At 70.7% G+C, this 14544-nt stretch carries 16 protein-coding genes; 6 read left to right on the top strand and 10 right to left on the bottom strand.

The window, feature by feature from the left end:
• Positions 1 to 226 precede the first annotated feature (226 nt).
• The 6 genes from ACWEOE_RS09365 to ACWEOE_RS09340 all read right to left on the bottom strand — a co-directional run bounded on the left by ACWEOE_RS09365 (position 227) and on the right by ACWEOE_RS09340 (position 6351).
• The gene (locus ACWEOE_RS09365) at positions 227 to 1090 is read right to left on the bottom strand and encodes a DUF4349 domain-containing protein (RefSeq protein ID WP_452006223.1); all 864 of its coding nucleotides are present in this window, start codon (positions 1088 to 1090) and stop codon (positions 227 to 229) included.
• Positions 1091 to 1246: 156 nt separating this feature from the next.
• A complete protein-coding gene (locus ACWEOE_RS09360; RefSeq protein ID WP_452006220.1) occupies positions 1247 to 1759 on the bottom strand; it encodes a YbjN domain-containing protein in 513 nt (170 codons plus the stop codon).
• A complete protein-coding gene (gene mshA, locus ACWEOE_RS09355; RefSeq protein ID WP_452006217.1) occupies positions 1756 to 3063 on the bottom strand; it encodes a D-inositol-3-phosphate glycosyltransferase in 1308 nt (435 codons plus the stop codon). Before mshA ends, ACWEOE_RS09360 begins: the two co-directional genes overlap by 4 nt.
• 22 nt (positions 3064 to 3085) lie before the next feature.
• The gene (locus tag ACWEOE_RS09350) at positions 3086 to 3907 is read right to left on the bottom strand and encodes an alpha/beta fold hydrolase (RefSeq protein WP_452006215.1); all 822 of its coding nucleotides are present in this window, start codon (positions 3905 to 3907) and stop codon (positions 3086 to 3088) included.
• A 21-nt stretch (positions 3908 to 3928) separates the two neighbouring features.
• Positions 3929 to 5101, bottom strand: a complete 1173-nt coding sequence (locus ACWEOE_RS09345) for a L,D-transpeptidase (RefSeq protein WP_452006212.1) — start codon at positions 5099 to 5101, stop codon at positions 3929 to 3931.
• Between the two features lie 188 nt (positions 5102 to 5289).
• Positions 5290 to 6351 carry a UDP-N-acetylmuramate dehydrogenase gene (locus ACWEOE_RS09340; protein ID WP_452006210.1) on the bottom strand — a complete coding sequence of 354 codons (1062 nt, stop codon included), beginning with the start codon at positions 6349 to 6351 and terminating at the stop codon, positions 5290 to 5292.
• 25 nt (positions 6352 to 6376) lie between these two features.
• On the opposite strand from ACWEOE_RS09340, the gene ACWEOE_RS09335 reads away from it, so the two are divergent.
• The 5 genes from ACWEOE_RS09335 (at position 6377) to purU (ending at position 10013) form a co-directional block, all read left to right on the top strand.
• Positions 6377 to 6892, top strand: a complete 516-nt coding sequence (locus tag ACWEOE_RS09335; protein ID WP_452006208.1) for a DUF2505 domain-containing protein — start codon at positions 6377 to 6379, stop codon at positions 6890 to 6892.
• On the top strand, positions 6871 to 7671 hold the full coding sequence (locus tag ACWEOE_RS09330; RefSeq protein WP_452006205.1) for a class I SAM-dependent methyltransferase: 801 nt from the start codon (positions 6871 to 6873) through the stop codon (positions 7669 to 7671). Before ACWEOE_RS09335 ends, ACWEOE_RS09330 begins: the two co-directional genes overlap by 22 nt.
• Positions 7672 to 7822: 151 nt before the next feature.
• Positions 7823 to 8611, top strand: a complete 789-nt coding sequence (locus ACWEOE_RS09325; protein ID WP_452006202.1) for a DedA family protein — start codon at positions 7823 to 7825, stop codon at positions 8609 to 8611.
• Complete coding sequence (locus tag ACWEOE_RS09320) at positions 8514 to 9125, top strand: maleylpyruvate isomerase N-terminal domain-containing protein (RefSeq protein ID WP_452006506.1); 612 nt, start codon at positions 8514 to 8516, stop codon at positions 9123 to 9125. Before ACWEOE_RS09325 ends, ACWEOE_RS09320 begins: the two co-directional genes overlap by 98 nt.
• A gap of 15 nt (positions 9126 to 9140) precedes the next feature.
• Positions 9141 to 10013 carry a formyltetrahydrofolate deformylase gene (gene purU, locus ACWEOE_RS09315; RefSeq protein ID WP_452006199.1) on the top strand — a complete coding sequence of 291 codons (873 nt, stop codon included), beginning with the start codon at positions 9141 to 9143 and terminating at the stop codon, positions 10011 to 10013.
• A 22-nt stretch (positions 10014 to 10035) separates the two neighbouring features.
• Here the strand turns inward: purU and ACWEOE_RS09310 are convergent, their stop codons facing one another.
• On the bottom strand, positions 10036 to 11085 hold the full coding sequence (locus ACWEOE_RS09310) for an NAD(P)-dependent alcohol dehydrogenase (protein WP_452006196.1): 1050 nt from the start codon (positions 11083 to 11085) through the stop codon (positions 10036 to 10038).
• 90 nt (positions 11086 to 11175) lie between these two features.
• Here ACWEOE_RS09310 and ACWEOE_RS09305 point away from each other — a divergent pair, with 90 nt between their 5' ends.
• The gene (locus tag ACWEOE_RS09305) at positions 11176 to 11808 is read left to right on the top strand and encodes a TetR/AcrR family transcriptional regulator (protein ID WP_452006193.1); all 633 of its coding nucleotides are present in this window, start codon (positions 11176 to 11178) and stop codon (positions 11806 to 11808) included.
• A gap of 53 nt (positions 11809 to 11861) precedes the next feature.
• On the opposite strand, the gene ACWEOE_RS09300 is transcribed toward ACWEOE_RS09305, so the two are convergent.
• The 3 genes from ACWEOE_RS09300 to ACWEOE_RS09290 all read right to left on the bottom strand — a co-directional run bounded on the left by ACWEOE_RS09300 (position 11862) and on the right by ACWEOE_RS09290 (position 14504).
• Entirely contained in the window at positions 11862 to 12875 is a 1014-nt protein-coding gene (locus ACWEOE_RS09300; RefSeq protein ID WP_452006190.1) for an NADP-dependent oxidoreductase, read from the bottom strand.
• 127 nt (positions 12876 to 13002) lie between these two features.
• A complete protein-coding gene (locus ACWEOE_RS09295) occupies positions 13003 to 13437 on the bottom strand; it encodes an SRPBCC family protein (RefSeq protein ID WP_452006188.1) in 435 nt (144 codons plus the stop codon).
• Between the two features lie 140 nt (positions 13438 to 13577).
• Complete coding sequence (locus ACWEOE_RS09290; RefSeq protein WP_452006185.1) at positions 13578 to 14504, bottom strand: ABC transporter substrate-binding protein; 927 nt, start codon at positions 14502 to 14504, stop codon at positions 13578 to 13580.
• Between the last annotated feature and the right edge of the window lie 40 nt (positions 14505 to 14544).

Here is a 14544-nt window from a genome sequence, read left to right as displayed (position 1 = left end):
TTACAGGTGGACATCTGACAGGTTTGGCATGTCCCGCTCAGCCGGATTCCACGCACTCCCCGGCTGATGGCGGGCTATGACCGCGGCTCGTCTCCCCCCTGCCGAGCCGCGGCCCGCCGGCCCCGTTGGCATCCCCCTCGTCACCGGGTCCTTGATCGGCGGGAACTTCAGCGGGGCGGCTCGAGATCGCGACTCCCCCCTCCCTCGAGCCGTCCCGCCTTTCCCCTTACGCCGCTGGTCCGGCGGGCCCCGCTGACACCGCGGCCGACTCCGCCACTCGCACCCGCCGGCGCTTGCGCAGCCACCACCACAGCGCCGCGCCCGGGATCCCGAGCATTACGGCGAACGGCGCGATCGCCCCCAGCGCCGTCAGGAAGCCGCCGCCGAAAGTCAGGAATGCGTGCCAGCCACCGGTCAGTCCGGCGAGGAACCCGGCCGAGTCATCGGATGTCTGCCCGGGACCGGTCACGGCCTCGGCGGTCACGGACAGTGCCACCGTCGCCATCGCAACGCTGCCCGCGAGCGCCTTCTGCTGCTGTTCGAGTGACTCGAGCGCGGCTTCGCGGCTCGTGAGCTCACTCTCCACAGCCGAGATCTCGGAGATCGACGTCGCTTTCGCGAGCAATGCCCCGATTCGGTCTACACTCGCGCGCTGCGTTGCCAGCCGCGCGTCCACGTCGACCACCTGGGCGGTCACGTCCTGGGCGCTCAGCTCGCGCTTGGTGACGTTGCCGAGCGCGGCGAGCTGGTCGAGCACCCCGTCGAGCTTTTCGGCGGGCACGGCGAGGCTCAGGGTCGCGGACGACTCCAGCGTGCTCTCCTGGCCCGTGTACCCGCCGGCTCCGGCCGCGATCACCCGCGCCCGCGAGACGACGTCGCCGAGCTTCGGCGTCGAGAGGTCCAGCCGCGCGCTGCGCGCCAGCTTGCGATCGGTGCTTCCCGGCGCGCCCACCGCCGGAGCCACGCCCTTCTGCGGCTGAGCGCCCTGCTGAGGTACTGCCTGCTGAGGTACTGCCTGCTGGGGTACTGCCTTGTTCGGTACCGCCGGCGCGGCTTCGTTCGCCCCCGCCCCGGTGCTGTCGGCCCGCATCGGGCTCGACTCGTTCGCCGTGCACCCCGCCAGCACCACCAGAAACCCTGCGCCGACCGCTGCCGCCGCACGTCTCCATCGGGGTCCTCATCCGTCCTCCTCCGCTCGTGTGGCGGACAGACGGACGAGCGCGTCAGCGGCGTTGCACCGCGACCGTCACGACTCGGTCAACCCCGGCTCGTGCGGCCGCTCCGGCGCCACGAGGTGCTTGAACGCCTGCAGGTTCGCCAGCGACTCGCCGCGCGACACCCGCCAGTCCCACTCGCGCTTGATCGACGACGCGAACCCGATCTCCAGCAACGTGTTGAAGTCACCGTCGGCGGCCTCGAGCACCTGCCCGAGGATCTTGTCGAGCTCGGCCTCGGTCACCGTCTCCTTGCCGAAGCGGCCGACGAGGTAGATGTCGCCGATGCTGTCCACTGTGTAGTGCACGCCGTAGAGCCGGGCGTTGCGCTGCAACAGAAAGCGGTACACCTGCTCGTGCGCCTCGTCCGGGCGGCGGCACACGAACGCCTCCACGGAGAACGCGTGGTCGCCGTCCACGAGCCAGCAGTTGGTCTGCAGCTTCTTGGTGCCGGGCAGCGTGACGAAGTACTTTCCCTCGCCGCGCCGGTCGTACTTCAGGTCGGAGCTGTCCAAAGTGGACTTGATCGTCGCGTCCAGGCTCACACGGCCACCTCCGTTCGCGTCTCCAGCGCCCCGCGGAACGCCCTGGTCGCCTGAGCGTAGATCTCCAGCAGCGAATCCGTCGTGCGGCTCCAGGAGAAGCGCCGCGCGTGCAGTACGGCGTTGGCGCCCAGCTCACGCCGCCGCTCCGGCTTCAACGCCACGGCCGCCAGCGCGCCGGCCCAGTCGGGGGCGGTGTGCGAGGGCACCAGCAGCCCGGACACCCCGTGCGGCACCGCCACCGGCAGCCCGCCGACCTCGGCGGCCACCACGGGCGTCCCGCAGGCCTGCGCCTCCAGCGCCACCAGGCCGAACGACTCGTTGTAGCTCGGCACCGCGACCACGTCGGCCGCGCGGAACACGTTCACGAGCTTCTGCCCCGGCAGCGGCGGCAGGAAGCGCACCTGTTCCTGGATACCGAGCGTCCACGCCAGTTCCTTGAGCGCCTGCGGCTGTTCGAGCCCCGTGCCCGACGGCCCGCCGACCACGAGCACCACGAGCTTCGCGCGCAGCTCCGGGCGTTGCGCCAGCAGCTCGGCGGCCGCGCGCAGCAGCACGTCCGGCGCCTTCAACGGCTGGATGCGGCCCGCGAACGCGAGCACCACGGCGTCCTGCGGCAGCCCGAAGGCCTGGCGCGCCAAGGCCTGTGAGCCCGGCGTGAACCGGTCGAGGTCGACACCCGGCGGCACGGCGTGCACCGCGTGCGGGTCGGCGCCGTAGAGGTCGACCAGCTGACGCGCCTCCACCTGTGTGTTGGCGACGAGGCAGTCGGCCTCGGCCACCACTTGGTCCTCCCCCATCACGCGCGTGCGCGGCTCGGGCTTGTCCCCCTCGGCGAGCAGCGAGTTCTTGACCTTCGCCAGCGTGTGCGCGGTGTGGACCAGCGGCACGCCCCAGCGGTCGCGCGCGAGCCAGCCGACCTGGCCCGAGAGCCAGTAGTGCGAGTGGATGAGGTCGTAGTAGCCGGGCTCGTGGAACGCCTCGGCCCGCAGCACACCCGAGGTGAACGCGCACAGCTGCGCGGGCAGCTCCTCGCGCCCCAGCGGCTCGAACGGGCCGGCCTGCACGTGGCGCACGGTCACTCCCGGCGCCAGCTCGGCGAGCGGCGGCTGGTCCGACGAGGTCGCGCGCGTGAACACCTCGACCTCGACGCCGCGGCGCGCCATCTCGGTGGCGGTTTCGCGCACGTACACGTTCATGCCGCCCGCGTCGCCGGTGCCCGGCTGTTCCAGCGGCGAAGTGTGCACGGACAGCACCGCGATCCGTCGCGGCGCGCCACGATGCCCCTGCAGTGAGGAGATGGTCACCTGGTCACTACTCCCGTGTGCGCTACTCGGCTGTTTCCCCGGAGAACCGCCGCAGCGCGGAGTTGAACTCCCCCGGGTCCTCGACGAACGGCAGATGCCCCGCATCAACGAACCAACGCAGAACAGCCCCCGGAATCTTCCCCGCCGAATATTCCGCTGCCGACGGATCGACCACGCGATCGGCCGTGCCGTGCACGACCAGCACCGGCTTGTCGACCGCGGCCAGCACGTCCGCGCTTTCGACGTCCCGCTTGAACAGGGCCGCACGCACCGCGGGCGGCACCGAAAGCGACATGCCGAGCATCGCCTGCGCGAAAGTCCCGGGCACCGAAGTACTCGCCTGAGCCCGGGTGAACTCGACGAGCGCGGGCACCGCCACCTCGGGATCGTCCGAGAGCGCGGCGGGCAACGCCGTCCGCATGACCGATCCGGTCTTACCGCCTTCGCGGCCGCGGCCGATTTCGGTGATCGCGCCGACGAGCACGATACCGGCCAGCCGTGCGGTTCCGTGCACCCGCAGGTAGTCGGCGATCACGAGCCCGCCGTAGGACCAGCCGACCACGATCGCGTCGGGACCGGCGAAGTCGAGCACGGCCGCGAGGTCGTCGGCCCACTGGCGCGGGTCGTCGTAGCCCGCGGCCGGCACGTCGGAAGCACCGTGGCCCCGCAGGTCCATCGCCACGAGGCGGAACCGCTCCGTGAGCGCCGGGTCGGCCAGCTGGGCCGCCCACGCGCGCGACGACTGGGCCCAGCCGTGCACGAACACGATCGGACGCGAGTTCTGGGCACCCTCGACGCGCAGCGCGATGCGCACGCCGGAGGTACCGACCACTTCGGTGTTCACGACGTCAGTTCGTAGCAGACTTCACTTGACCGCCGACAGCGTCTTCCAGGTGGACCAGTCGTAGAACCAGTCCTTCACGTCGGAGCCGGTCGGGCTCGACAGCTGCGAACCGGTCACCTCCACCGGGTCGCCGATGAGCGCGGAGTCGAAGAACTCCTTGGCGTCGGCTTCCAGCAGGTTGACGCAGCCGTGGGAGTTGTTGGCCTTGCCGATGTTGGCGGCGTTGTCCTGGTTCTCGTGGATGTACTCGCCGTGGTTGGAGATGCGGCAGGCCCACTTCTTGTTGACGTTCGTGTAGCCGTAGCGCGCGTTGTCGAAGACCGCCGTGGGCTCCTTCGACATCACGATGAACGTGCCGTTGGGCGTGTTGCGGTTCACATCGGAGTCGAGGCCGTTGGCGCACGGGTAGCTCTTGTACTCGGAGCCGCCGCGGTAGACCTTCATCTGGTGGTCGGGGGTGTTCACCTTCACGACCTGGTTGCGGCCGATCTTGAACTTCGTGGTCACGTCGGCCTTGCCGTAGGCGCCGCCGCCGAGGTCGACGCCGTAGAGGTTCGCCTCGACCTCCACGGTCGTGTTCTCCGGCCAGTACTCCTTCGGCCGCCAGTCGACCTGCGTGGCCGAGAGCCAGCCCCACGAGCCCTCGACGTCGGTCTTCACCTTGAGCGCCTTCTCCACGGCCGCGCGGTCCTTCGGCGCTTCCTTGAACTTCACGCTGATCGGCATGCCGACCCCCACATGGGCGTCGTCGGCCGGGTTGAGGGTGGCGCGCACCTGCTTGGCCGGGTCGACCGTGGCGAACGAGCCCTTGAGCTCCACCGGCCGGTTGTCGGTGCCGGTGGCCTTGGCGGCGTAGGTGTAGGTCTTGCCGTAGCCGAGGGATTCGGAGCTCTTCCAGGTCAGGCCGTCGTCGGCGAGCTCACCCTTGACGGCCTCCCCGTCTTCGTTGGTGACCTTGACCTCGGTGAGCTTGCCCTCGGTGACCTTCACGACCACGGGCTCGCGGACGTTCGCGTCCTTGGCGTCCACGGCCGGGGTGACGGTGATCTTCGCCACGGCCTCGACCGGCTTGCCGCCGTCTTCCCCGCTCCCGCCGAGCGGCAGCGCCTTGCCGTCCGTGGTGGTCGAACACGCGGCCGCGAGTGCCCCCGCCCCCGCGGCGAGCACCGCTTTGAACACCGTGCGCCGTTCCATCCCGCCAACCTCCCGTTCCCCCGCACCGGCGGATGCCTCCACGCTGTCAGCGCCGGTGAGCGACTCGACGTTACCTGCCGACGCCGGGTTCACCCAGTGCGTGGGGCCCACGTCATGTCGACAAGACGTTTCATCTCCCGGGCGGTTCCGCTGGTGACGGCGTTGTGACGGGGATGTCGCGCCGGGGATCAGAACGTGCAGGCGATGAGCAGCGGCTCAGGGTGCAGCGTCACCCCGAACCGCTCCCGCACCCCGTCGCGGACCTCGCGGGCCAGGGTGAGCAGGTCGGCGGTCGTGGCGGTACCGCGGTTGGTGAGGGCGAGCGTGTGTTTCGTGGAGAGCGAAGCGCGGCCGCCGGGGCCCGGGTGCCCCTTGGCGAAGCCCGCGCGCTCGATCAGCCAGGCGGCCGAGAGCTTCACGCCGCCGTCAGCCGGGTACTGGGGCACGGCCACGTCCGCACCGACGACGGAAGTGATGCGCCGCAGGACGGACTCGACGTCGGCCGATCCGACGATCGGGTTCGTGAAGAACGAGCCGGCGCTCCACGTGTCGTGGTCGGCCGGGTCGAGGACCATGCCCTTGCCGCGGCGCAGGCCCAGGACCGCGGCGCGCGCGGACGCGGCGGGGACCCTCGCACCGATCTCGACGCCGAGCGTGCGGGCGAGTTCGGCGTAGCGGATCGGGGCCGACGAGCCGGCCGGGTCGACGCGGAAGCGCACGCTGAGCACCACGCCGGCGTCGGTGCCCTTGAGCACGCTGGTGCGGTAGGCGAAACCGAGCTCGTCGGCCTTCACCGTGCGCACCTCGCGCGCGGCACGGTCGTAGAGCTCCAGCGAGACGATCGACTCGGCGACCTCGCAGCCGTACGCGCCGACGTTCTGGATCGGCGTCGCGCCGACCGAGCCGGGGATGCCCGACAGGCACTCCAGCCCGCCGATGCCGGCGGCGACGAGTTCGGCCACGAACGCGTCCCACTCCTGGCCGGCGGCGGCCTCGACGGTGTCGCCGTCGCGGGTCCACCCCGTGTTCGCGACCTGGATGAGGGTGCCGGGGAAACCCTCGTCGGCCACCACGAGGTTGGAGCCGCCGCCGAGCAGCAGCACACGTTCGCCCGCGTCGTCGGCCGCGCGCACGGCGGCCACGAGATCGTCGCTGGTCGCGGCCCGCACGAAGCGGCGCGCGGGCCCTCCCAGGCGCAGCGTCGTGTACTCGGCGAGGCGCGGTCGCGTGGGCGTTTCGACGGGGTTCACGCTGCCTAACGGTACTGTCCGGCCCATGGGATCCCGGATCGAGCACCGTGCCGAGTTCTCCGCCGGACTCGCGGCCGTGCTGGCCGCCGTGTCGGGCGAGGACGCGCTGCGGGCGCGCCTGGCGGAGCTGGGTGGCGACAGCGCCGCACTGCTGTCGCACGAGGTGAACGGCGACACCGCGCTCTACGACACCGTCCGCTACGAGCTGCGCCACGGCATCGCCGCGCAACGCCTGCCCCAGGCCGTGCGGGCCCTGCACAAGGGCGACATCGTCGTGCAGCGCAAGCAGGTGTGGCAGCGCTCGGGCGACGGGTACACCGGCAAGGTCGACGTGAGCGTGAGCGGCGTCCCGGGTGAGATCGGCGCGCAGACCTTCCTCACGCCGCGCGGTGCGCGCGTCGAGTTCCGGACCTCGGGTGAGGTCACGGTCCGGATTCCTTTGTTCGGCGGGAAAATCGAGGAGTTCGTGGCCCAGCAGGTGACCAATCTCCTGGCCCGCGAAGCCGACTTCACCACGTCGTGGCTGGCCGAGCACGCCTGAGCCCGGTGGGCGCCCCCACGAGGGGCACCACCAACCCCAATCGGTTGCGCAGGGTCGATCGCTGGCTCGCTCAGGATCCGTCGGTGACGCGCCTGTTGCGCCGCGCCGAACCACCGTTGGTCGTCGACCTCGGTTACGGCGCGTCGCCGGTCACGACGATCGAGCTGCTTCGCTGGTTGCGCCGCGTCCGGGCCGACGTGCGCGTGCTCGGACTGGAGATCGACCCCGAACGCGTGGCCGTGGCGCGCGAGGCCGCCGACCCGCCGTGGCTGGATTTCCACCGCGGCGGCTTCGAGCTGGCGGGTGCGCGGCCGGTGGTGGTGCGCGCGTTCAACGTGCTGCGCCAGTACGCCGAATCCGAGGTCGCCGGGGCGTGGAAGGTCGTGCTCGACGCGATGCCCGACGACGGGCTGATCGTGGAAGGCACCTGCGACGAGATCGGCCGGCTGGCCTCGTGGGTGGTCGTCGGGGCGGGTGGGCCGGTGTCGCTCACGGTGTCGATGCGGCTGGCCGGGCTCGAGCGTCCGTCCATTGTGGCCGAACGATTGCCGAAGGTTCTCATCCACCGCAACGTTCCCGGTGAGCCGGTGCACGCGTTCCTGTCCGCGCTGGACGAGTGCTGGGCCGCCGCGGCACCGCACCTGTCGTTCGGTGTGCGGGCGCGGTGGGTGTCGGCGGTGGGCCTGCTGCGGGCGCGCGGCTGGCCGGTGCTCGGGCGCCCGGGACGCTGGCGGCTCGGCGAGCTGACGGTGCCGTGGGACAGCGTTGCGCCGCGCTAGAGCCGACCACCGCTGGAACCGGCCACGGAGAGTGCTCAACGGGGTGCCGAGAGCCGGTACGAATACGTCGTCCGGGTACGAATCCCACCTGTTCACCGACCCACCCCCACGGCGTCACCCGGTGGTGACCTGCGGTGATCACGATGGGCGGGTGGAACTGCTTCAACACGTCACCGACCTGCTGCGCGGCGCGCTGGGCTCGCCGTGGCTGTGGGTGCTCGTGTTCGCCGTCGCCGGGCTCGACGCGCTGCTGCCGTTCATGCCCAGCGAGACGACCGTGGTGACGGTGGCGGTGCTCCTCGGCCCCGACCCGCAGCGGCTGGCGCTGCTCGCGCTCGTCGCGGCCGCGGGGGCTTGGGCGGGCGACTGCCTGGGCTACGCCGTGGGCCGCGCGGCCGGGCCGCGGGCGATCGCGCGGCTGCAGCGCGGGCCGGCGGGACGCCAGCGTCACGATTGGGCGCGCGCGCAGGTGCGGCGGCAGGCGCCGTTGCTGATCATCGCCGCGCGCTACCTGCCGGGCGGCCGCGTGGCGAGCGCGCTGGCCACGGGCAGCCTCGGGTATCCGTTGCGCCGCTTCATGCCGCTCGACGCGATCGGCGCCGCGGTGTGGGCGGTCTACAGCGTGCTCATCGGCCTGGTCGGCGGCGCGACGTTCGCCGACGAGCCGGTGAAGGGCCTGGTGCTGTCCTTCGTCCTCGGGCTCGGCCTGGTCAGCCTCATCGAGTTCGGCCGCCGGCTGCGGCTGCGCAGGCTAAGTTCGACGGATGCACCTGACCGAGGCGATCGACGTCCACTCCGACCGGCTGAAGGCGGCGGCGCTGACGGCCGGACCGACGGCGCGCCTGCGGAACTGTCCGAAGTGGACGACGCACGACCTGGTGACGCACCTGACGACCCTGCTCTCGTCCACGGTCGCGGCGATCACGGACCGACCGGCTGAGCCGCTGCCGCCCGCCGACTGGCCCGACGCCCTCGGCCGCTGGGACGGCCAGCGCCTCGCCGTCCGCGAAGCCTTCCGCCTGCACGCGGACACGCCCGTGCGACCGGTGCGCCCCTGGCTGCTCACCGTGGGCGACTGGTCCCGGCGTCTCGCGCACGAGGTGGCCATCCACCGCCTCGACGCCGAAAGCGCCCTGGCCGAACCACCGGCGACGCGGTTCGCGGACGCGTTCGCGCTGGACGGCATCGAGGAGTTCGTCACGCGTTTCGTGCCACGCCGGGTCGCCGATCGCGAGGGCGTGGTGCGGATCGAGGCGGGAGACCGGGCGTGGACGGTGGTTCTTCGCCCCGGCTCGGTTCCCGAATGCTCGGTGCCGGAACGGGCGTCCGACGGTGTCCCGGACCTCACCGTCTCCGGTTCACCCGACGACGTCTACCGGGCGCTCTGGGGCCGTCCACACGAGGCGCGGGTCGTGGGCCAGGTCGCACTCACCGAGCCCCTCGCGCCACCCTGACCAGCACCGGTGAGAATGGTGGGCGTGCCTGATCCCCAGCGTTACGTGCTCACCTTCGGTTGCCCCGACCGCACCGGCATCATCGCCCGCATCTCGGGCTTCCTCGCCGACCACGGGGGCATGATCGTCGAGGCGGCCTACCACACCGATCCCGACACCGGCTGGTTCTTCACGCGCCAGGTCGTGCTGGCGGGATCGCTGCCGTTCGACGCCGACGGGCTGCGGAAGCGGTTCGCGGCCGTCGCGGACGAGCTGTCGGCCGAGTCGAGCTGGCAGGTGCGCGACACCGGGGAACGCCCGCGCGCGGTGATCCTGGTGTCCAAGGCGGGGCACTGCCTGTACGACCTGCTGGGCCGCGTCGCCTCGGGCGAGCTCGACGTGGACATCGCCGCGGTGATCGGCAACCACACGTCGCTCGCGGACATCACGCGCGCGCACGGGATCCCGTTCCACCACGTGCCGTTCCCGGCCGAGGGCAAGGCCGAGGCGTTCGCCGAGGTGCGCAAGCTCGTCGACGAGCACGACCCGCACGCCGTGGTGCTGGCGCGCTTCATGCAGGTGCTGCCGGCCGACCTGTGCGACGAGTGGTCCGGGCGGGCGATCAACATCCACCACAGCTTCCTGCCCTCGTTCATCGGGGCGCGGCCGTACCACCAGGCGCACGTGCGCGGGGTGAAGCTGATCGGCGCGACCTGCCACTACGTGACGGCCGACCTCGACGCCGGCCCGATCATCGAGCAGGACGTGATCCGCGTGGACCACGGCGATTCCGCCGCCGACCTCGTGCGCAAGGGCCGCGACATCGAGAAGGTGACGCTGGCGCGCGGCCTGCGCTGGCACCTCGAAGGCCGCGTGCTGGTGCACGGCAACCGGACCATGGTGTTCTGACCGGTCGCCGTGCACCCGGTGCTCACGCCCCGATGGTCGAGGCGTCGATCACGAAGCGGTAGCGCACGTCGCTGTTCTCCACGCGCTCGTAGGCCGCGTTGACCTGGTCGGCCGAGATCGTCTCGATCTCGGCGCCGATGCCGTGCTCGGCGCAGAACTCGAGCATCTCCTGCGTGTGGGCGATGCCGCCGATCATGGAGCCGGCGAGGATCCGGTTGCCGCCGAGCAGCGAGAAAACGTTGTACTCCAACGGCTCCCCGGGCGCGCCGACGCTCACCATCGCGCCACCGACGCGCAGCAGGCCCAGGTAGGCGTCCACCGGCAGCTTCGCGGAGACGGTGTTGAGGATCAGGTCGAAGCGCCCGCGCAGGACGTCAAAAGTGGACTCGTCGCCGGTGGCGTAGTAGTCCTTGGCGCCCAGCTTGAGGCCGTCTTCCTGCTTCTTCAGGCTCTGGCTCAGCACGGTGACCTCGGCGCCCATGGCGGCGGCGATCTTCACGGCCATGTGGCCGAGCCCGCCGAAGCCCACGACGGCGACCTTCTTGCCCGGCCCGGCGCCCCACTGGCGCAGCGGCGAGTACGTGGTGATGCCCGCGCACAGCAGCGGCGCGGCCACGTCGAGGTCGATGCCCTCGGGGATGCCGCAGACGAAGGCGTCCTTGACCACGATCTGGCGGCTGTACCCGCCGTAGGTGTTCTCGCCGTCGAAGCCGACGCCGTTGTAGGTCTGCACGTTGCCCTTGACGCAGAACTGCTCCGTACCGGCCTGGCAGTACTCGCACTCGCCGCACGAGTCGACCATGCAGCCGACACCGACGCGGTCGCCGACCTGGTACTTGGTGACGTTCGAGCCCACCGCGGCGACCACACCGGCGATCTCGTGACCCGGCACCATCGGGAAGATCGCGCTCCCCCAGTCCTCCTTGGCCTGGTGGATGTCGCTGTGGCAGATGCCCGCGAAGGCGATGTCGATCAGCACGTCGTCCGCACGCAGGTCGCGGCGCTCGATCGTCGTCGGAGCCAGCGGCTGCCCCGCGGCCGGGGCGGCGATGGCGGGCGTGGTGGTGGTCATGAAATCCTCCAGACAAACCGGGCACCTCACCCGGCGTTCACAATGTAAGACCCCGCTTACATCTGCCATAGTAAGAGGGGTCTTACATTCATGCGAGCGAGAGCGGATGTGATCCCCGACATGGGCGGCAAGTACCACCACGGCGACCTGCGCGCCGAGCTCGTGCGCGTGTCCCTCGAGCTGATCGCGGAGCAGGGGATGGCCGGCTTCTCCGTCGCTCAGGTCGCGAAGCGGGCGAACGTCTCGGCGGCCGCGCCGTACCGCCACTTCCCCGATCGGCCGAGCCTGCTGGCCGCCGTCGCCGCCGAGGCCGCGTGCCGCCTGCACTGCCTGGTGGACACCGCCGTCACCACCACCGACCCCACCCCGGCCCCCCGCCTGGCCGCCGCGGCGGGCGCCTACACCCGCTTCCTGATCGACACGCGCATCGGCTTCCAGGTCATCTTCGCCGAAGGCCTGGCCGACCCCCGCTACACCGACCTGCACGACCACCGGCGCGCCATGAACGACGCGTTTCTCATGCTGTGCCTGGAACTCAGCCCCACTCCGGCATCGGCGCTCGAGCTGCTGGAGCAGCTCTACGCGCAGTCGCACGGCTATGGCGAGCTGTACCTGAACGGGGTCTACGTGCGCTTGGGCTACTCACCGGACCTGGTCGTGCAGAAGTCGACGCAGGCGGCGCGGATGGTGATCGAAGCCCGCCGGGCCGAGGGCACACAGTAGCCGGAAAAGCCGGGTGCGCCACCTGCGCGGCGGCACACCCGGCAGCACGAAACTCAGCTGAGGCGCACCAGCATCTTGCCGGTGTTCGCGCCGCTCAACAGCCCCAGGAACGCCTCCGGTGCGTTGCGGATCCCGTCGACCACCGTCTCCGAGTACTTGATCTCGCCGGACGCCACGAGCGGCGCCACCTCGGAGACGAACTGCGGCTGCAGGCCCCAGTGGTCCAGTACGAGCATGCCGCGGATCGTGAGGCGCTTGGCGATGATCTGGACCAGGTTGCGCGGCGCCGGCGTGGCCTCGGTGGCGTTGTACTGCGAGATCATGCCGCACACGGTGACGCGGCCGTGCAGGTTCAGCGCCGCGATGGCGGCCTCGAGGTGCTCGCCGCCGACGTTGTCGAAGTACACGTCGATGCCCTCGGGCGCGGCGGCGGCCAGCTGCTCGGCGACGGGACCGTCCTTGTAGTTGAAGGCGGCGTCGAAACCGAGGTCCTCGACGAGGTGGCGGACCTTCTCGGCGGAGCCGGCACTGCCGATCACGCGCTTGGCGCCCTTGAGCTTCGCGAGCTGGCCCACGAGCGAACCCACCGCGCCGGCCGCACCGGAGACGAAGACCGTGTCGCCCGGCTTGAACTCCGCCGTGACGAGAAGGCCGGAGTACGCGGTGAGGCCGGGCATGCCGAGCACACCCAGGTACGTCGACAGCGGCGCGACGGAACCATCGACCTTCACGACCTTCGTCGCGTCGACCACCGCGTGGGTGCGCCAGCCGAGCTGGTGCAGCACGTGGTCACCGGGCTTGAAGTCGTCCACAGTGGACTCGATGACCTCACCGACCGCACCACCGCCCATGACCTCGCCCACCGCGAACGGCGGGGCGTAGGACTTCGCGTCGTTCATCCGGCCACGCATGGCCGGGTCGACGCTCATGAACACGTTGCGCACCAAGAGCTGCCCGGCGCCCGGCGTCGGGATCTCGGTGTCGACGATGTCGAAGTTCGCCGACGTCGGGACGCCGTGCGGACGGGAAGCGAGCCGGATCTCGGTCGCCTGGGTCGGTGCGGTCACCACGGGACTCCATTTCTGGAAGCAGGTTTCTCGAAGAGGTCGAACCGGGGCCATCGCCCCGCATACCTTCGCCCCAACGAGCCAACCGGGGCGATCATTCCGATTATGCCCGGGCGTGTGGCAAGCGCTACACGATCTCGTCGAGCTTGCCGAGCACACCGTCGTAGATCTTCTTCAGCCCGCCGGGCGCGAAGGTCTTCTCGAAGAACCCGCCGACGCCACCCGCGCCGTCCCAGCTCGTCTCGATGCGGACGACGCTGCCCGAGCCCGACGGCGAAACCGTCCAGGTCGTGACCATGCTGGAGTTGGCGTCGGTCTCCACGAGGGTGCCCGGCGACGGCTCGGTCACCGTCGCAGCGACGTCGCGCACCCGCTTCGACGTGGCCTGCAGCTTCCAGCTCGCGTGGGTGCCCGCGCCCACGCCGCCCTCGGTGACCTGGTAGTCGCGGTAGTGCTCGGTGAGCAGCTTCGGCCGGGTCTCGGCGTAGTCGGCGACCAGCTCGCGAACCCTGTCCACCGGCGCGTTGATCGTGCGCTCCGCGGTGGCCGTGACCTTACCCATCTCGCTCCTCAATGTACTGAAATCCCCTCACGCGCCACCTTCGCACACGACCCGATCGAACGCGGCGCGACCAGTGACACGACACACGCGAAACGGGCCGCCCGGGATGTCCCGGACGGCCCGCTCAACCGCGAAACAGATCAGCCCAAGCCCTGCTGCTGCAGCCAGTCCTTGGCGACGTCGGCCGCCGGCTCACCGTCGGAGTCCACGCGCTTGTTCAGCTCGCGCATGCCTTCGGTCGTGAGCTTCGCCGACACAGCGTTCACGGCCGCCGCGAAATCGGCGCCGCGCTCGTCGAGCACCTTCTTGTTCACGGCCGGCACCACGTTCTCCGTCGGCACGATCTGCAGGTCGTCCTTGAGCGCCAGGTACTGCGAGTCGCCGACCAGCGGGCTCACCGAGTCGACCGGGATCACGGTCGCCGCGCCGGAGTTGAGCTGCTGCACGCGCGGCCCGGCTTCCTGCACGGTCTGGAACGACGTGTTCGTGAGCTTGTAGACGTCGGTGAACCCCTTGTAACACGGCAGCCGCGACTCGCACTCCGGCGGCCCGGCCATCACGACCTTCGGCAGCTTCTTCAGGTCGCTGATGCTCGTGATGCCGTTGGCCTTCGCGAGGTCGGCCTTCATGATGTAGGTGTTCTTGTCCTCGGCCGCCGCGTAGTTCAAAAGCCCGATGCCCGACGGCGCGAACAGCTCCGCGAGCTGCTGGTGCTCACCGTCGGCCGTCTTCACCGCGTCCTTGCCGAAGCCCGTGGTGATCGCCGCGCCCTGGTACTCGGGCAGGAACTGCAGCTCACCCGACTTGAGCGACGGGTAGATCAGCTCACGCGAGCCCAGGTTGAGCTTGCGCGTGACCGGGTAGCCCTTGGCCTCGAGCGCGCCGGCGTAGATCTCGGCCAGGATCTGGCTGTCGGTGAAGTTGAACGACGCGACGACGATCGGCGCCCCGCCCTTGCTCTGCGCGGCGGGCTGGTCACTTTCGGAGCCCCCACCCCCACACGCGGTCAAGCCGAGCGCGGCCACCGCCAGTAGCGCGGCCGCTCGGATGTTCCGGGTCCAGCGCACGTCCCCACACTCCTCAGTCTCACGAACAGAGGGTTTGGAC

This window comes from Amycolatopsis sp. NPDC004368 (assembly GCF_053602515.1).
The sequence above is the reverse complement of the archived record's forward strand: the minus strand, read 5'-3'. Positions and strand labels throughout refer to the sequence as shown.